We start from the raw sequence: 18,178 nt of genomic DNA, 5'->3' as shown, positions 1-18,178 counted from the left end.
GGCGCATTTTACACGATCTTTAGCAAGATACCGGTGTGAAAAACGGTCACCATATTCCTTGAATTTCTCCTGCGTCATGGTCGGTAAAAAAGGCTGCCGAGTCAAAATATCGGTTACCCTTGCTGCCAAACGTCGTGTCGGCGTTGACCCATCTGTCGTTTTTGTCGTCATAGATCTGATTCCACGAGTGCTCAAGCCAAACGCTGCCGTTGTAGCCCTTGCCGGTCACGAGACGAACCTTGATGCCGACAGCCCGGCACATGGCAACGTATAAACAGGCTTTGTCAAAGCAGATGCCGCGACGCGAATAAAACGCCGCGACAGCACCGGATGGCGCCGTCCAATCGTTTGTCATAATTGAAGCCGCCTTATCGTTGTCATAGGCGATGTTATCGGCGACCCATTCATAGAGGATTTCGCCTTTCTTGTAAGCGCTCCCGGCAGCGCCGACAAGCGATATAGCCATATTGTCGATATCCGGGTCCGACGTGACGGCATCGTCGACCAGAACACCGTTAATATAGACCCGGACGAATAGCCGCCGCCCTTCCGGAGAGAGACAGTCGACGGCTTTGTCAACCGTCTCGTCAAGTGCCGCCGGAAACCGGCGGACGATGTTTGACGTCAAAATCGGCTGGACGGCGAAATCGTCGACGAGGCGGTAGACGGCGGAGCCGGAAATCGCACTGCCAAGCGTGGCATTACCGGAAATGCCGGTATAAAAATTACACAGCAACGTCACCAGCAACAGAAGCCAAACAGCTTTCGGCAGCTGCCAGAGCGAACCGGCAAGACGCCTGAAAAGAGCGCATCCGGAGGTAGTGACACGGCCGAGCTTGTCCGACAGGGGACGGAGGACCCGTGTCACGAACGGTGAGGCCAAAAGCTGCAGCGCACCGTTAAGCCCAACGAGCAGCAGAATCGCGAGGACAATCGCCGCTAGGACATCACCCCCCGATAGCGTCTGCCCCAGAAACGGAATGTCGGCCAAAAAACGAGGCAAATCAACACCCGACAATAATAGCCCCAATAAAAGAACAGACAGCCATGCCGAGACTATAAAAATGACGGCACTGAGCGTCACATTCAACGAGTAATAAATCCGCTCGGGGGTTAGCGGGCGAAAAAGGCCGACCAGCAGCGGTACAAAAAATGCGGCACCCAACAAAAAAGATATGAAATTACCTTGAAAAATGGCCATAACAATGCTCCAAACGTCAACTTGTAAGCTCTTGTTATTATGCCGTTTTTCTCTTTTTTCCAAACAGCGGCGTTCCGGCAGCCGTACAGCCGCCTTAGCCATTGAGTAAAGCAAAGCCGCCGAACGCTGTCCGGCGGCTTTGCTGACATTTTTAATCTTCTAAATCGTTACATTAATCGCCGGTGCCGACTGCCTGCCAGATCGGGCTGCTCGTTTTAAAGGCAGTCAGCTGCTGATAGGTGAGCAGGATCTCGACATGGTCTCCCATCACATGTGGCACAGAAACGGAGACCATCAGGCCTTCATCGGTCAGGTAGGAGGCGGTTGCCCAGCCTGACGTGTCGGCATTTTTCAGCTGCTCGAGCCAGCTCTCTGTATCCATCCCGCCGAGGACTTCACGGATGGCGTCCCGCGTATCGTCCGTCATGTCAAAGCCCATGGAGCTGTAGGTCCCGTTAATTAGCGCGGTGACGAAGCTTTCATCGATTTTAACGAGGTCTTTGAGCTTAACTGCTTTAACATTCTTGGCGTCGATCGTCACGGCATACAAAAAGAGATTCGGATGCGCCGCGCCAGTCACCTCGCTGTAGCCGTCAAAGCTGATGCTAATAACGTCTGGACTGTTGTAGGTCACCGCGTACGTCATCTCATAGTCAGCCATATCGCTGCTTTTAACCTCGTCAAGATCGCGCATGGCGGCCTCATAAATCAGCTTATTGAGCTTATCTTGCTTTTCCGTGTCGGACAAGTTTTTGATTTGCGGATATTTGAGTGAAATGACACCGTCGGCATACGTCTTTTCTTCAAACTGGTAGCCGGAAGCCGGGACGATATCAGTCGGCGATGCACTTGGTGTTGTGGACTCCCCAGTCTCACCTGATGTCTGCTGCGGGCTTGACGATGCGTTTTCAGCTGCTTTTCGGCAGCCGCCGAGAACGAGCGCTGCTGCCAGAAGCAGAGCCAGCAGAAAAAGGCCTTTTGCATTTTTCATGGTATCGCACCTCTTCATTTAAGTTTATCTCTATTTAAGCAAACCGCAACCCACTTGTCTACGAGAATTTTGCGTTCGGCACCAGATTAATGTTTGTACAACATTAAATTATATGTTAAAAAGACGTCTTAACAGCATCCGAAAACAAAAAGAACCGCACCCGGTTTTCAGGCGCGGTTTTCTAACGCTTGATTAAATTCTGCCTGTTTCAGGAAGAGGTTTCTACTTAACGTACGTTAGTATTCTGTTATAACGTTTGTTAAATATCAGTTTTCCACCATATGCCCACGGGTTATCCCCATTTGCCTGTTATCAACGCCGGTAAGGCCTTATAAAGGTCACAAAACAGGTGTCGGCACGGTTCTGGCGTTAACATAATTTTATACGAAAAGTTCTTTCGTATAAAAGGCGTCGTTTCTTACATTTTATACCGTTTTTATTCCGTTCGTCTATAACGTTGCATTTGTAACATGATTATGTTTACTGGCGGCCCCAGTTGGCCTCAATTTTTTATTATATATTGTTTATCGGTTTATTCATGCTGAACTTTAATGAAAATGCGGCTTTTTCATTTTCTTTTTTCCCGGCATGGTTTCAGGCGTTTGCGCCCGGCTCAGGCATATCTTGAAGCCTAAACGCCTGTTAAAACCGTTTGACAACCTTTATGTGAGCGCATATACTGAAGCTGAATTTTAGCGATCTTTACCATTGCAGGAGAACGACATGGTATTTTCCAGTATCGGTTTTCTTTTTATCTTTCTCCCCGCGCTTTTGATCCTATATTTCATCATACCGCGGCGCTTTCGTGAAGCCAGAAACGTTGTGCTTCTTGGCTTCAGCCTTTTCTTTTACGCCTATGGCGGGCCGCGATTTCTGCTGGTAATGCTCGCCTCTATTTTTTTAAACTACGTCTGCGGTCTTTTCGTCTCAAACCGATACGGTGAAAAGACACGCCGGTTTTTTTTGCTGGCGGCCATCGTTTTAGGCCTTGGCCTGCTTGGCTGGTTTAAATATGCACGATTTTTTGCCGAAACGATTAACGCCCTTGGTACGTCTCTCCCCCTCCCGGCGGTAACGCTTCCGATCGGCATTTCTTTTTTTACGTTTCATGGGCTGAGCTATATTATCGACGTCTACCGCGGCACGGCGCAGCCGATGAAGAATCCGCTAAAGGTCGCCTTATATATTTCCTTGTTCCCACAGCTTGTGGCCGGCCCGATTGTCCGCTATTCAACGATTTCAGACCATTTGACCGTCCGGCATGAGAACCTGGCCGATTTTTCCGAAGGGGCCATGCGCTTTGTTTTCGGGCTGGCGAAAAAAATGCTGCTCGCCAACACCCTCGGCGTCATTGCCGACACCGTTTTCGCCCGGCCTGACGGCGGCTTGTCGACCGGCCTTGCCTGGCTCGGCGCACTGGCATACACCGGGCAAATCTATTTTGATTTTTCTGCATATTCGGATATGGCGCTCGGCCTTGGGCGCATGTTCGGCTTTCATTTTCTCGAAAACTTTAATTATCCGTACATCGCCGCCTCCATTACGGACTTTTGGCGGCGCTGGCACATTTCTCTGACAACGTGGTTTCGCGATTACGTTTATATCCCGCTTGGCGGCAATCGCTGCGGGCGATGGAAAAATGTTCGCAACATCGTCATCGTCTGGCTGCTAACCGGCTTCTGGCACGGCGCTGCGTGGACTTTTATCGCCTGGGGCCTTTACTTCTGCGTTTTGCTGCTGGGCGAAAAATTTCTCTGGGGCAAGTTATTAGAAAAAAGCCCTTCCCCGCTCCGCCATATCTATACGCTCCTCCTCGTCGTCATCGGGTGGGTTTTCTTCCGGGCAGACACGTTTGGACAGGCTTTTCATTTTATTGCCGTTATGTTCGGCGGCGGCGCACCTGAAAGCGGGCAGACGCTGTATCTCCTTTATGAATACTGGCCGGAGCTCCTCGTCTCCGTCATTGCCGCCATGCCGGTTAAAAACGCTGTACAAAAACGGCTTGAAAAAGCGCCATCTATTTCTGGCCGACTGCTGCTAGCGGCAGGCCCCCGTCTTCTGGCGCTTTTTTTGTTTGCCCTATCGTATTTAAAATTGGTTGTCGGTTCATTCAACCCATTCATTTATTTTAGGTTTTAAAGGAGGCGGGGCTGAATGAAGCTTCAAAAGGCATCTAACGCGCTATTCCTTTTTTGTTTTCTTACCTTCATTTATATTGGTGCCGCGGCGACCCTCCTCAAACCAAGGGCGGATACCTCCTATTTCGAAAACAGGCCGCTCGCTGCCGCCCCTGTCCTGTCATCATCGTCTTTCATCGACGGGAGCTTTTTTGCGGCGTGGGAGACGTATTTGAAGGATCATGCCGCCGCACGTGAAACGCTTTTAAAAGTGGGTACCATGATCGACTTAAACGTTCTGCACCGCCCCGTTGTCAACGACATTGTTCCGACAAACGGCCTGCTGCTGAGCTACAACGACTATAAAGTTGTCGACAGCGCCAAAATCGAGGCTGCGTCGGCAGCAATGGCCGATAGTATGAAAGCCCTGAAGGACATGATGACGCAAGACGGCGGCACCTTTTGTTTCGTTGCTGTTCAAGGTCAAACCGATTATGACAGCCAAGAATATCCGGCATATTTGGACAACGGCGGCGCCCTTGCCGACACCGTTGTGACGGATTTCAAAAAGGATATGGCCGACCGCGGCGTGCCGTTTGTGGATCTGGGCGATGTTTTTGATGATCTCGGCCATCCGGCAGGCTATTATTCAAAGTCTGACCACCACTTCACCTTTGAAGGGGCTTTCAGCGCCTATCAGGCCATTATTCGGCAGATTGAGCATGATAGCGGCAAATCGCTGCCGCAGCTCACGTCTGACGACATCACGTTTGAAACGCTGCCGAATCCTTTTTTAGGCTCACGCGCCCGAAAGCTGTTCAATCTGATCGACACAAACGAGCATGCCGTTATCGGCACGCTGAAAAACCCGATATCTTTTACCCGCGTCAATAACGGTGTCACGGTACCGGCAACGGTTTACGCGCTGCCCGCGTCACCGGACGAGACGGTCTCATACACCGTCTACATGGGTGGAGATATTGCTGAAACGGTTATCCGCACTGACCGCCCGGCGCTGCCCAATGTTCTAATCGTCGGCGACAGTTACACAAACGCCATTGAATGCCTGATGTATACAAGCTTTAATGAAATACGCTCGCTTGACCTGCGCCATTATACCGCGATGTCGCTTGCTGACTATATTAAACAATACAAACCGGATGTCGTCATCATGATACGGGACTATAGCGTCCTTGTCACGCCGGGCGGCAACGGGACTGCCTTCTAGGAGCCGCTATGATCATTGATTTCCATACACACGCTTTTCCCGACAGCCTGGCGGACAAGGCCCTGGCGCTCCTGCTGGCGAATATTGAATCGGCTTTTACGCCGGTAACGGATGGCACGGTGAAGGGCCTGTTACAGCACATGGCGAAAACGGGTGTCGATCTTTCTGTTCTTCAGCCTGTCGTCACCAAACCGTCACAGTTTCGCAGCCTCAATGAATGGGCAGCCGCTGCCGCCTGTGACAAGATTGTCCCCTTTGGCGGCGTGCACCCATTGACGGACGATTACAAGCGGGATATCGACTACGTCGTCAGCCTTGGCCTCAAGGGGCTGAAATTTCACTGCGAATATCAGGACTTTGTTGTCGACGATCCGAAAATGCTGCCGATCTATGACTACGCACTGAGCCGCGGCTTGATTTTACTGCACCACGCCGGTTTCGACCCCGGATTCCCGCCGCCGTTTAAGTCAACACCGCAGCGCTTTGCAGCCGTGGTCGACGCGATGAAAGGCGGCGTCATCGTGGCGGCCCACCTTGGCGGTCACGGCCAGTGGCACGACGTATTGCGCCACCTTGCCGGGAAAAACATCTATTTTGACACGGCAATGGGCTTTGAGTATTTTTCAAATGATCAGTTTCTCCAGATTGTCGCCGCGCACGGGGCCGACAAGGTCCTGTTTGCCTCTGACTCGCCGTGGTCAGATGCGGGCAGCGAGCTTGAGGCGCTTGAGGCGCTGCCCCTGAGCCGGGCGGAGAAAGACCTCATCCGCGGCGGTAACGCAGCACGGCTGCTGGGATTTTAAGTCATTGCGCAAAATAAATCAAATAACGCTTGACAAACGGGTCTATACTATAAAGTGAGGTGATGTTTCATGGATTACGAGCATGAGCTGCGCGCTTCTTTGGATTATATTGAAGACAACCTCGAGAGCCCGATTGGGCTGGAGGATTTGTCTCACATTGCTTATCTGTCCAAATACCACTATCACAGGCTTTTCCATCGCATTATCGGTGAGCCGGTTCAGAAATATATTTCAAGGCGGCGGATGGAAACCGCGGCCTCGGCATTGTCAGGCAGCGACGAGCGTATTATTGACATCGCCCTGAAATATCAATTTGGCTCACAGGAGGCCTTTTCACGCGCCTTCAAACGCCACTACGGCGTCTCGCCCGGCTATTACAGAAAATCCTCCGCCCCGAATCTGCCTGTCGCGCTGCCATCCGGCTGCGTGCGCTGCGGGACGCGGTCCGGCGGTAAGGCAGCGTAGTCATTTCGTTATAATAAAGCCCCGAAGGCAGCCTGTTACCGGCTGGCCTTCGGGGCTTTTTCATAGAGTTGCGAACTTTCAGTGCTCCTGTCTCGACGCGCCGCTGTTTCGGGCGGCCTCCGCCCTGTCCTTCTCCGCCCATTTATTCGAGAAAACAGTTTTTCGATAGACAACAAAGCGGCAGAACAAAAACTCCGTGACGAAGTTTATCACCATCGTCCCAAACAGAACGATAAAATAGTTCCAACCGGTATCTGTCAAATATTGTCCCCACCAGGTCGACAGCGGCGTAAAAACCGCATAATATACGGCAACCTTTGACATAGCTAGCGGAATATTGGCCGCCGACTTAAACGTAAAGCGCCTGTTGACGGTGAAATTATAAAGAACGGACAAAATGAGCGCTAAAAGATAGGGCATCCAATAGCTGTTTTTGATAAGAAGATGCAAAACCGCGAAGCTCAAAATCTGAATGACCCCTGCCGATACGGAAAAAAGCGTAAACTTGATAAACTGGACGGCGTATTGGCGCGGCGTCAGACGCAGTGTGCTTTCTGTCAATTTCATCCCATTCTTTTAAATCAATTCTTTTGTCGGCTGCATATCAATAGTCAATAGAGCGCGCCCATTCGAGGGCTTCGAGATAGGTGATCATTAGAGTTTCCTGCACGGCCAAATCCGGTTTGTAAACGCTTTCAAATTCTTCCCACCGGCCTTTTTCATACGCTTTGAGCATCGACAGCATCGACCCGAGCACACCGCCGCCCATGAGCGCATCCTTGACCTCATCGGTCAGCGGCAGGTCCGCGAGAAGCGTATTTTGATCTCTGTGAAATATAACGTCAAGCAGAGAAAAAATACCCGTAAAAAAGGCTTCCGATCCTTTAAGCTGTATGTTGTCACGGATGGCCAGAAGTTCGAGCTGTTTGCCGCGTATGAGCGACCGCGTGACAAGCTCCAGATTTTCAGACCGGCGCATTTCCTGTACCATCAGCGCCGAGACAAACTGATTGAGCTCCTGCAGGCCGAGAATCGTTACCGCCTGGGAGATTGTTTTCACCTTGAAATTTGGCGCTATATAGGCAGAATTCACGAGCCTGAGCAGCCTATACGTAATATTCAGGTCGTGCTCAACAATGTTTGTGATGGCCCTGACGCTCGGCTCTGGGACGCTGAGCTCACTGAGTAGCCGGAGTATAGTCGCATTAAAAGCTTTCATGCCAATAGGGCCGACGGGCGGCGGCGACAAGAAAAAATCACCCTGGAAATACGAAATGCCTATAGCAAGAGCCTTTTTATAATCATCCCATGTCTCGATCTGATACGCGTTGAAGCGGATACGGTCTTGATGTTTTTGAATGACATCATAAAGCATGTTCGGGTCCTGTGCCTTAAAATCGACTCGAACGATATCGACAAACGCGGCTATTTTCGGGATAAACTCGAGTGGACCTTCGTATGATACGCGATACCCATAACTGCCAATTACTTTGCAGTCACGCAAAACAGTCGATTCGCTGTTGTCCCCCGCCACATAACAGATGAATGTGTCTTCCCGCGGGAACAGCGGAATGAGTGATTCAATCAGTTCTTCCGAAAAGTCGACAAGCGCTTTCGGCCTGTCGGGCGATTCGTCAAAGCCGTCAAAACACAGCCCGCGATAGCGCGTCTCGGCATCTTCCGGTTCGCGGTAACCGGCATAAAAGTGGTCGCTGAGTTGACGGCAGTAATGCAGTTTGTAGCCGAAGATGTTTCTCCCTTTGTCAAACACAGGATGCCTTGCAATATAAAATTCCATAGGCCACCTCCCGTCAGCCCGGCGCTATACGCGCGGCCTTTGTTAAAATGTATCGATGCCGACTATTTCGCGACGTGCCTTTCGTGGCCGCGCCGCAGGCTGCTCTGCCGGATATCCGAGCGGCGTAACCGCCACCACGGCAACATCATCCGGTATGTTCAGCGTTTTTTTAATTGCGTCTGCAAAGAAACGGCCGAGCCAGCAGGTGCCGAGGCCGAGCGCGTGCGCCTGCAGAATCATAAAGGCCATTGCTATGGCAGCGTCAACCGTATCGGTCGGTTGGCCGCAGGCCATCAGACGGCGGTTTGAAGCACATACGACAAGGACACACGGCGCTTGGCCGACAAAGCTCTGGCCGTCTGATGCATCCATCAGCTTTTGAATTTTTTCCCGATCGCGCACAACGATAAAACGCCAGTTCTGCGCGTTCATTGCCGACGGGGCAAGACGCCCCGCCTCTAAAATCGACGTCAGCTTCTCTTCCTCAACGGGCTTGTCCGAATATTTCCTGATACTCCGTCTTGTTTTAATGGCTTCAAAAACGTCCATGCTGTGCCTCCTGAATCCGTGCCTTCGGTGAAAATACAGGGATTCCTTCATGCCCTCATTTTACTGGAACAGACGAATAATGTCAATTTTTAAAGCAATGTCGTCTCCTTCGTTGTATAAACAACAGACTTTTTTACTTAAAACGTTTAATATGATGCTCAGAGGAGGTGACCGATATGTTAAGCGGATGTCACGGAGCCGACAAGCTGAAAACACCAACGCTTGAAATCAGGATTTGCCCGGAGTGCGGCAACGAAATTGAGATTTTCTCAATCGATACCGAGGTGCCGTGCGACAAATGCGGTTTTGTCGCCTATAACAGCATCCTCTCATGCGTCTGCTGGTGCAAACACGCCAAGCTCTGCGTCGGTGAAGAGCTTTACAACAAAATAATGGCGCAAAACAAGGACGCGCCAACATCACAGGATAATAATAAAAAGGTATAACTCAAGAATCTTCTCCAGGAGCATCCGGAGAAGATTCTTTTTTTGCCGCTATTCGGTTTTACCAAGAAAAAGACTGATGAGCAATATGATCAAAACGATCGCTGTAATAATGGTATATGCCTTATCCCTTTGCTGGATAAAGAAAATCATTGAGGCGCCGACGCGCACAAACGGCGTCAGGATTAGAATGAAGAGCCCCGTCAGGATGACGGCGTACGGCTTTAGTGCCAGCAAGCCGGTGACAATCGCCGGCAGGTCGACCGGATACGCATTGCCTTCATAACCACTCACGCCCGTTGCCAGAAATAAAACAAGACCGGCGAAAATAACAGCAGCACTTAAAAGGACGCCTACCTGTAACAGGGCAGCAATTGCACGCTCTGTCCCCCGGATGTCTTTTTTCAACGGAACATAACCCCCTTGACGATCATTTGAATCGAGACGATGGCGAGCACCGGGACAAATATGAGCCGGACAGCGCCGCTTTTCAGAACCTGCATCACACGCGTGCCGACTGTTGCGCCCAGCAGAACACCGAGGGCAACCGGGGCCGCAATGTGGGGGTCTATATCACCGCGGAAGAAGTAAACACCCGCACTGGCCGCCGCCGTAACGCCGATCATAAAATTGCTCGTCGCCGTTGATACCTTCATCGGCAGCTTCATAAACAAATCCATCCCCAGTACCTTAAACGTCCCGCTGCCGATGCCGAGCAGACCTGACAGCGTCCCGGCCAGAACCATCATGCCGAGACCGCCGTAAACGCCAGCCACCTTATAGGGCACGGTTTGATCAATACTCTTGTCATAATACGCATCACAAAGCTGAAGCTTTTCTGCCAGCGGGTGCGGTACTGCAGGCGCTTTATGGCCGGCACGCAGCTTTTTGAGCATCATCACGGCAGAATAGAGCATCAGGATGCCGAAAACGATGTAGAGAAATTTTGGATGAATGAGGCCGCTTAAATATGCCCCGGCAATCGCGCCAACCGTTGTGCCAAGTTCCAGCAGCATACCGATGCGGATGTTCGTCAGGCCATCCTTCAGATACGCGATGGCGGCACCGCTCGATGTGGCGATGACGGAGATGATGCTCGCCCCGATGGCGTATTGAATATCAATCCCGAACAAGAGCGTTAAAGCCGGCGTGATGATAATCGCACCGCCAAGGCCGAGCAGGGCGCCGATAAACCCGGCGGCGATGGCAATGAGCAGGATATATAGAATCGTCTGCATAGGTATTTTTGACCTTTCTGCGTTTGTCCTTATCATATCACGTTCCGTAACCGCTTTGTAGGACAGTTTGCTGTTATCGAATATTTACTTTTTGTTGCATGAATGACCTTTACTAAAACTGGATTTTCAGGTATTCTGATACTTGGCAATGAATTCCTTATACATACCATCACCGCAAAAGGGAGGAAACGTCATGAAAAAAATTATTCCACTTGTCCTGCTTATGGCACTGATGCTGCTTTTGAGTTCCTGTTTCTTTAAAAACCAGAATACAGCCGGGCCGTCACCGTCCGGCGCGGCTACGAACGATTTTGTTTTCACGCGGGACAATTTCCCGAAAATGGACGGGTCGACCTCTACGATTCCGCTGGGGCAGGCGATAGCCAGCGTTCTGCTTGGTGAGACACGCCAGCAGGTTGCCGATTTGGCGCAGTTTAATAAGACAACACAATCTTATCGCAATCTGATGAACGGCGACGCTGATATCGTGATTGCCGCCGAACCGAATGCAGACGTTTTTCAGGAGATGAAAGATGCCGGTTTTGCATATGAGATGACGCCCATTGCTATCGACGCGCTCATTTTTGTCGTCAATGCCAATAACCCCGTCTCTAACCTGACAACGGAGCAGGTACGGAAAATCTATTCCGGCGAAATCACGAACTGGAAGCAGGTCGGCGGCAGCGATGCCAAAATCGAGGCCTTTCAGCGCAACGCCGAGTCCGGCAGCCAGGCGCTGATGGAAAAGCTCGTCATGAAGGATCTGAAAATGGCTGAGGCACCAAAGAGCTATATGATCAGCGAGATGGAAGGCCTTATGACGGCCGTTAAAAGCTTTGATGGTTCGGCCTCTGCCATTGGCTACTCCGTTTATTATTATGCCAACGACATGAAGATGGCCGACGGGCTCAAGATTCTCTCCATTGACGGCGTCAGCCCGAGCGACGAGACGATTGCCGCCAAGCAGTATCCGTTCTTAAATCCGTATTATGTCGCCATTGCATCAGACGAGCCTGAAAAGAGCCCCGCCCGCGTTTTGTATAACTGGCTGCTCTCACCCGAAGGGCAGCATCTCATCAAAACAGAGGGCTATGTGCCCGTATCGGGTTAGGAGCGGCTGATGAAAGGAAAAATTCGTCGCTTTTGGCCGGTCTTTCTCCTGCTCCCTGCTCTGCTTTTATCCGCCTGCAAGAATAACGGCGCCGCGCCCACCCCGGCGGCAACAGACTGGCATTCCGGCGTTAAAACAGATTATTCAAAGCTGGCATCTTACACCGCGCCTGCGGAAAAATACACGCGCCTCAAAGACGGACCACTGGCGGCGTTGACGCCATCAGCCAGCTACGGCAGGCTGCTGCCGTATGCCGGGCAGCCTTTATACACCGACAGTGGCTATGTGCTGACATACTCATACGGCCTAATAACTGAAAGCGGCATGATTGTAACCGACCCAATTTACGAATCCGTCTTTGAAGGTTACGGCTATCAATACGGCCGCTATGACGGTATCGACACCGCCAAGGCGTATAATTTATCAAAGATTATTGGAACCGTCGATGAAGACAATCCCCGCGAAAGTATCCGCTATGCCGCCTGCGCGCTTGACGGCAGCTGGATCACCCCGTTTGATTACCAGCATATCATTTATATGGACAACGTCATGCTGCTCGTACGCAATGACGACAAAAACGATATCGATGTGATGAATTACAGCGGCAAGCTGCTGTATAACATCAAAGCGCTTTCCTGCTATGATCTGCTCCCGTCTGACGCATCATACACCTTTCAATACGGCGGCGGCTTTTTAGCAGTCAAGCTTGATGACGGCAATGCCGCCTTTATTGACGTTTTGACCGGCAAGGTAACCTACACGGCATATACAGATGCGTATGCCTTTTCTGAGGGGTACGCCGCCGTCCAGAAAGACGGCCTATATGGGTACATCAGCACTGATTTTAGTATGCTCATCACACCGCAGTTTAAAGACGCCCAGCCTTTTGTCAGCGGCAAGGCCATTGTCACGCTGGCAGACGGGACGTATGCCGTTATCGACACCGGCGGGAAAACGCTCATTAAAAACAACTATGCCATCAGCTTATGGGGAAACGGTATCTACAGCTTTAATAACGGCAGCTATAACCAGACGTATTATGACAGCAATTTTAAAAAGATTTCGCCCGATAATCCGGAAGCGATTCTCCTTTCCGACGGCTGGTTTTACGCAAAAACAAAGGACGGCACTGTGCTGAGTAAGGGGTCGGAAAAGCACACATATCCCGGCGACCTCGATATCGGTGCCGTTGTGGACGGCCTTGTCAGCTACAATGTCTACAACGACGATACGTGGTCGGAAGGCGTGATGACGCTTGACGGTAAAACAGTTATTCCGCTGACAACGAGCGCCAACATTCAGATCGCTCAAAGCGCGAGCGGGCAGATATTCTTCATCATCAATGAATACGGCGATTACGCTGACGTAATGGCCTATCAAATCCTCACCAGAGACGGAAAAACGATTGCCGCCGGAACCGGATACGCCAATTTTGACACGACGCTAGATCTTTTTGAAATTAACAGCAATCTGAGCTACGCCTATCTGAACACCGCCGGTGCCGATGTGTTCCGCCTTTCTCATCTGGCATACCTGCCAGACTGACCAGGCAGCGCCGAGGCAGGGCTGTTTCTCGCCATAGGCACTCTCCTCACGCTCCTCCTTGTCCTCATCGTCGCGGTGCTTTTGGCTGCGTACATCCGCCACTATTATTTTCTCGAAAACACCGTGCAGGCCTGGTACCGGCTGTATGATGAAATGAATGACCAAAGCAGCAGGACATCATAGGTCTTATCGGGCTGCACATTGATGCGGTAAAAAGTCAATCCCCGGCAGCAGAGCTGCCGGGGTTGTTCGTTTATGAACCTTATGGCGTTGAATTTGACATCATATTAATAAAGACGTCAACAATTTGCGGGTCCAACTTCACGCCGGCCTTCTCCTGCATCCGCTTGAGGGCTTCTTCTTGACTGAGCGGGTCATCGCTGTATGTGCTGGTGAGAGAATCATATTGGTCGGCGACCGCGACAATCCGGGCAACGAGTGGAATCTCGCTGCCTTTGAGGCCTCTCGGATAACCGTTGCCGTCCCACCATTCATGGTGGCTATAGACACTGTCGGCAAGGTTCAGGGTGTTGTCAAACAGGTTGAGGATTCTGTAGCCGACAGCTGGATGCTGCTTGAATTCAACGGTTTCCAGTTCATTGAGCGGACCGACCTTGTTGAGAACATTGTTTGAAAAGCAGATTTTTCCGATGTCGTGTAGAAAACCGGCGCTGCGGAGCTGCGTGAGCTGCGTTTCCGGCAAGTTGAGTGCCTCGCCGATGGCGGTACACAGCTGGCTGACATTTGTCGAGTGCTGCTCCTCCCGCGGGCTTTTTACATAGAGCGACATGATGATAGCGTTAATCATATCGGCGTTGACTTTGGTGTGGTTAAGCGCCTTATCCTTATACATTTCGCTCTCGGCATTTTTAATTGTCACATCAATTTTCTGCTGTATGGATGTTTTTGTATCGCAGCCGAGAGACATGCTGCATTTGATCGCGTTGACCTTGATACGGCTCAACGCGTCCTTCATGCGATTGACAATATGGATGGCGTCTTCATGAGATGTTTTGGGCAGCAGAATCACATATTCGTCGCCGCCGAGACGGGCGATCACATCATCCTCGCGGCACGTTTTCTTCAGAACGTCCGCCGCCTTGACGAGCAGGTCGTCACCGGCGTCGTGGCCGAAAATATCGTTTGTCAGCTTCAAGCCGTTTAAGTCGCCCATGATAACGGAAACGGGCAGCTGCTGTTTCGTGTCAATTTTACTGATGGCTGTTTCAAAATAACTTCGATTCAGAAGGCCAGTCAGTGAATCGTGCGAACTGAAATAAGCAATCTGCTGCTCATGCATTTTTCGAAGAGAATTATCCTGAAATGTCACAACGGCCCCAATCATCACACCGTCTTTATACTGCGGATAAGAATTATACTCGACGTCAAAACAGTTGCCGCCGGCCGTCCAGAAAACCTCGTCGTCGGCATGCGTGGCGATGCCTTCCATACAGGTTTGATTGATCTTGCAGTCTTGCTTGGGGATGGGTTTACCGTCGCGCTGCTTGCTGTGTATCAGTTCGTGCATATCTTTTCCAAGCAGCTCCGCTTCTTCCCTGTAGCCGAGCATTTCAAGGCAGCTGGCGTTGCAGAACGTGCAGGCGCCTTTTAAATCAATGCCGAATATTGCCTCAGCCGTCGAATCGAGAATCAGCCTAAGACGGTCCTTGCTCTCACGAAGGGCTGCGTTGGCCTGTTCCAGCTCGGTATTCTTGAGATAGACGGCGTCTCCGGCCTCTTTCCAGCTTATTTCATAATACATCATCATTAAAGCCAGCGGGATGAAGGATAGAGCGCTGTGAACACTGATGATCAGCGTGAAAACGCACTCACCCCAGCTTTGATACGTGAAAAATAAAAACGCAAACAGATAAACGACAAAAATTCCGTAAATCAATGGCGGCGTTTTATAACCGATGATGAAATAGACCAGCAGCGGCAAGAGGCAAATAAGTACGAGAACAACGTTTTGATGCCCGAGCCAAAATAAAACGGCTATAACGGCGGCGCAGAGAAGCATTACCATGGCACCGGAAGCGGCTTTTAAATGATTCGTCCGATGAAAATATGTCAGCAGGAGCGTGCAGGCGACAGCCGAAACGATATGAATCCCTGCCAGCGGAATCAAGCCAATTAGCAGTTCAACAGCGGCAAAGAAAACATTGATCAGGATAAAAAAGAATAAAACAATATTCAGCAAATAGACAAATTTATATTCAGGGTCAATCGGCTTAAAGCTGCCATGGTTTGTCATCAGCTGTTTATAAAATGATAACCCCATTCATTGCCCTCCCGCATATTTTTCCAGTGCTATACACTTATGCCATTTCGTGTCATGTAACCCGTTTGACTCGTGACCTTTATGTTATTATATTCTCATATTTTTTTCAATAAAAATTTCGCTTTTTTCTAAAAATACCCTTTTGATTTTTGAGCACCGACCCTTTTTGTTCTGATTTGGACACGTTCGGCATACATAAATACTACAAGCCATAAACGGAAGGAGCTTTTTTCATGGACTTCGGGTTTACTTCTGTCGCCGCTATCACCGTGATCTGTTATCTGCTCATAGAGATTATTAAAACGACGCCGCTCAATCGAAAATGGCTGCCGATTATCAGCGGACTGACCGGCGGGCTTTTGGGCGTTCTCGCCATGCTCATCATGCCCTCTTATCCCGCTTCTGATTATTTAAACGCCGTTGCTATCGGTATTGTCAGCGGGCTTGCCGCTACCGGCGTCAATCAGGCGGCACGACAACTGAAGGGCAGCTAAACAAAATCTCCAAGTAACATGACCGTATCATGAAACGCACCTGTACAGACGGCCGCGTGCCGCTGACGGGTGCATTTTTTTCGCCTTGTTTAAGATACGCCGTTTGTGACGATATTACAAAACGGCAGTTTTTTTATAAAAGCCTCTTTACAAAAATAAAAATATCTGTTATCTTAATAACAAGAATTATTCTTATTATTATTTCGGGGGCCGCCTCATGACAGCAACAGTCAAAAAACACAGCCGCAAGCGTGACGCGGTGCTTGAAAAAATCCGGTCGACGACGACGCACCCATCGGCGCTCTGGGTCTATGAAGAGCTCCGAAAGGAGATTCCTGACCTCAGTCTGGCGACGGTCTACCGCAATATTGCCGCCTTTAAAGAGGAAGGCAAAGTGATAACCGTCGGCGTTGTGGGTGGGCAGGAGCGCTATGACGGCACGGTGACGGAGCACACCCATTTTATATGCCTGTCCTGCGGGGCAGTGCGTGATATCGAGGTGTCTGTTTCACCTTCCTTAAACGATGAGACAGCCAGCCAAAACAACGTTGATGTTTTGTTCAGGCAACTCACTTTTTACGGTAACTGTGAAAAATGCGTCAGTCCATGATCTGACGATTTTAATATTTGAATTATTATTGGAGGTCATTATATGAAAAAGTTTGTATGCGGTGTTTGCGGTCATGTCCATATGGGCGATACGCCCCCCCAGTCCTGCCCCGTCTGTGGTGCTCCTGCTGAAAAATTCGTCGAGCAGGGCGATGATATGCTTTGGGCTGCCGAACATGTTGTCGGCGTTGCCAAGGGCGCGCCGGAGGATATCATCAACGATCTCCGGATGAATTTTACCGGCGAGTGTACGGAGGTCGGCATGTATCTCGCGATGGCCCGCGTTGCCTACCGCGAGGGCTATCCTGAAATCGGCGCCTTCTGGGAGAAGGCCGCGTTTGAGGAAGCCGAGCACGCGGCGAAATTTGCCGAGCTTCTCGGCGAGGTTGTCACCGACAGCACCAAAAAGAATCTTGAAATGCGTGTCAATGCTGAAAACGGTGCCACAGGCGGCAAAACCGACCTCGCCAAGCGCGCCAAGGCCCTTAATCTCGATGCCATTCACGATACCGTTCATGAGATGGCACGCGACGAAGCCCGGCACGGCAAGGCGTTTAAAGGCCTTCTCCAGCGTTATTTCGGTGCATAAAATACTCCTCCTTTTTTATTAACCAAAGGCGCGATGCTTCCTGCAGCATCGCGCCTTTGGTTAATTTATTAGCACGACATGCGTAGTGTGAAGGCATCGTGGCGTGATGGCGCAAACAAAAACAGCGCCGGAAATATGAACGTATCCCCGGCGCTGTGATTGTAATTCTTAATTCCGGTAATCAATAATAATAACTGCTCGCGCTGCCAATCGCACTCATTATTGTACCCCAGAAAAATAGTAAAAATACAATACCTAAGGCTAATCCGATAGCTAAAACAATAAGTACTGCACGGGCTAAATTGACATATGATTGTTTATAATTTGGCCCCCCGACCGCCACAACAATCGTATATATCAAACCAACCAAAGGCCCTACGAAAGGAATTATCCATAATACCCAAAACAAGACATACTGACCAATCGAAACAGGTTCCAAATTATTTTTTGGTGCAACGGTTTGCGCATAGACAGGCGGCTGCTGATAATAGGGCTGCTGGTAGGCTTGCTGCGTGGGCTGCGGTGCCGCCTCGGCGACCGGTTCAAAGTTAGCCCCGCCGCACTTGAAGCAAAACTTCAAATCGTCGTTGAGCGTCTGCCCGCATTGCGTGCATTTCTTCACGTTAATCCCTCCAAAATTTATTGATCCCATGCCTGCTTGATTTCTAATCAACTATATGTTTATTAATGCGCAAATACGCCTTGTCTCATGTTAT

General features: G+C 50.3%; 19 protein-coding genes. 10 read left to right on the top strand and 9 right to left on the bottom strand.

The window, feature by feature from the left end:
* Positions 1-46: 46 nt before the first annotated feature.
* Both IZU99_03315 and IZU99_03310 read right to left on the bottom strand, forming a co-directional pair.
* On the bottom strand, positions 47-1,201 hold the full coding sequence (locus IZU99_03315; GenBank protein ID UOO38299.1) for a transglutaminase domain-containing protein: 1,155 nt from the start codon (positions 1,199-1,201) through the stop codon (positions 47-49).
* Between the two features lie 172 nt (positions 1,202-1,373).
* Positions 1,374-2,192, bottom strand: coding sequence for a DUF4163 domain-containing protein (locus IZU99_03310; protein ID UOO38298.1), 819 nt, complete (start codon positions 2,190-2,192; stop codon positions 1,374-1,376).
* A 723-nt stretch (positions 2,193-2,915) separates the two neighbouring features.
* Between IZU99_03310 and IZU99_03305 the strand changes: the two genes are divergently transcribed.
* The 4 genes from IZU99_03305 to IZU99_03290 all read left to right on the top strand — a co-directional run bounded on the left by IZU99_03305 (position 2,916) and on the right by IZU99_03290 (position 6,805).
* Positions 2,916-4,331: an MBOAT family protein gene (locus IZU99_03305; protein ID UOO38297.1), complete on the top strand. Its 1,416-nt coding sequence runs from the start codon at positions 2,916-2,918 to the stop codon at positions 4,329-4,331.
* Positions 4,332-4,346: 15 nt separating this feature from the next.
* Positions 4,347-5,537, top strand: a complete 1,191-nt coding sequence (locus IZU99_03300) for a hypothetical protein (protein ID UOO38296.1) — start codon at positions 4,347-4,349, stop codon at positions 5,535-5,537.
* An 8-nt stretch (positions 5,538-5,545) separates the two neighbouring features.
* A complete protein-coding gene (locus IZU99_03295) occupies positions 5,546-6,340 on the top strand; it encodes an amidohydrolase family protein (protein ID UOO38295.1) in 795 nt (264 codons plus the stop codon).
* A gap of 69 nt (positions 6,341-6,409) precedes the next feature.
* Entirely contained in the window at positions 6,410-6,805 is a 396-nt protein-coding gene (locus IZU99_03290) for a helix-turn-helix transcriptional regulator (GenBank protein UOO38294.1), read from the top strand.
* A 78-nt stretch (positions 6,806-6,883) separates the two neighbouring features.
* Here IZU99_03290 and IZU99_03285 read toward each other — a convergent pair whose 3' ends face one another.
* The 3 genes from IZU99_03285 to IZU99_03275 are packed head-to-tail and all read right to left on the bottom strand — an operon-like array spanning position 6,884 to position 9,152.
* Complete coding sequence (locus IZU99_03285) at positions 6,884-7,366, bottom strand: hypothetical protein (protein UOO38293.1); 483 nt, start codon at positions 7,364-7,366, stop codon at positions 6,884-6,886.
* Positions 7,367-7,409: 43 nt separating this feature from the next.
* Positions 7,410-8,603, bottom strand: coding sequence for an HDOD domain-containing protein (locus IZU99_03280; protein ID UOO38292.1), 1,194 nt, complete (start codon positions 8,601-8,603; stop codon positions 7,410-7,412).
* Between the two features lie 42 nt (positions 8,604-8,645).
* Entirely contained in the window at positions 8,646-9,152 is a 507-nt protein-coding gene (locus IZU99_03275) for a nitroreductase family protein (protein ID UOO38291.1), read from the bottom strand.
* Between the two features lie 176 nt (positions 9,153-9,328).
* Here IZU99_03275 and IZU99_03270 point away from each other — a divergent pair, with 176 nt between their 5' ends.
* Complete coding sequence (locus IZU99_03270) at positions 9,329-9,598, top strand: hypothetical protein (protein UOO38290.1); 270 nt, start codon at positions 9,329-9,331, stop codon at positions 9,596-9,598.
* Between the two features lie 48 nt (positions 9,599-9,646).
* Here the strand turns inward: IZU99_03270 and IZU99_03265 are convergent, their stop codons facing one another.
* Together IZU99_03265 and IZU99_03260 are read right to left on the bottom strand one after the other, a co-directional pair.
* Positions 9,647-10,003, bottom strand: a complete 357-nt coding sequence (locus IZU99_03265) for a DUF1634 domain-containing protein (protein ID UOO38289.1) — start codon at positions 10,001-10,003, stop codon at positions 9,647-9,649.
* The gene (locus IZU99_03260; GenBank protein ID UOO38288.1) at positions 10,000-10,833 is read right to left on the bottom strand and encodes a sulfite exporter TauE/SafE family protein; all 834 of its coding nucleotides are present in this window, start codon (positions 10,831-10,833) and stop codon (positions 10,000-10,002) included. Before IZU99_03260 ends, IZU99_03265 begins: the two co-directional genes overlap by 4 nt.
* A 193-nt stretch (positions 10,834-11,026) precedes the next feature.
* Between IZU99_03260 and IZU99_03255 the strand changes: the two genes are divergently transcribed.
* The gene (locus IZU99_03255; protein ID UOO38287.1) at positions 11,027-11,944 is read left to right on the top strand and encodes a substrate-binding domain-containing protein; all 918 of its coding nucleotides are present in this window, start codon (positions 11,027-11,029) and stop codon (positions 11,942-11,944) included.
* A 9-nt stretch (positions 11,945-11,953) separates the two neighbouring features.
* Positions 11,954-13,489, top strand: a complete 1,536-nt coding sequence (locus tag IZU99_03250; protein UOO38286.1) for a WG repeat-containing protein — start codon at positions 11,954-11,956, stop codon at positions 13,487-13,489.
* Between the two features lie 262 nt (positions 13,490-13,751).
* Here the strand turns inward: IZU99_03250 and IZU99_03245 are convergent, their stop codons facing one another.
* On the bottom strand, positions 13,752-15,770 hold the full coding sequence (locus IZU99_03245; protein UOO38285.1) for a diguanylate cyclase: 2,019 nt from the start codon (positions 15,768-15,770) through the stop codon (positions 13,752-13,754).
* Between the two features lie 233 nt (positions 15,771-16,003).
* Here IZU99_03245 and IZU99_03240 point away from each other — a divergent pair, with 233 nt between their 5' ends.
* The 3 genes from IZU99_03240 to IZU99_03230 all read left to right on the top strand — a co-directional run bounded on the left by IZU99_03240 (position 16,004) and on the right by IZU99_03230 (position 17,462).
* Positions 16,004-16,264 carry an enolase gene (locus tag IZU99_03240; GenBank protein UOO38284.1) on the top strand — a complete coding sequence of 87 codons (261 nt, stop codon included), beginning with the start codon at positions 16,004-16,006 and terminating at the stop codon, positions 16,262-16,264.
* Positions 16,265-16,481: 217 nt separating this feature from the next.
* Entirely contained in the window at positions 16,482-16,874 is a 393-nt protein-coding gene (locus tag IZU99_03235; protein UOO38283.1) for a transcriptional repressor, read from the top strand.
* Between the two features lie 42 nt (positions 16,875-16,916).
* Positions 16,917-17,462 carry an NADH peroxidase gene (locus IZU99_03230; GenBank protein ID UOO38282.1) on the top strand — a complete coding sequence of 182 codons (546 nt, stop codon included), beginning with the start codon at positions 16,917-16,919 and terminating at the stop codon, positions 17,460-17,462.
* 181 nt (positions 17,463-17,643) lie between these two features.
* On the opposite strand, the gene IZU99_03225 is transcribed toward IZU99_03230, so the two are convergent.
* On the bottom strand, positions 17,644-18,084 hold the full coding sequence (locus IZU99_03225) for a zinc ribbon domain-containing protein (protein UOO38281.1): 441 nt from the start codon (positions 18,082-18,084) through the stop codon (positions 17,644-17,646).
* Between the last annotated feature and the right edge of the window lie 94 nt (positions 18,085-18,178).

The sequence above is a fragment of the Oscillospiraceae bacterium CM genome, from assembly GCA_022870705.1.
In the GTDB taxonomy this organism is placed as follows: domain Bacteria; phylum Bacillota; class Clostridia; order Oscillospirales; family Oscillospiraceae; genus Sporobacter.
The sequence above is the reverse complement of the archived record's forward strand: the minus strand, read 5'-3'. Positions and strand labels throughout refer to the sequence as shown.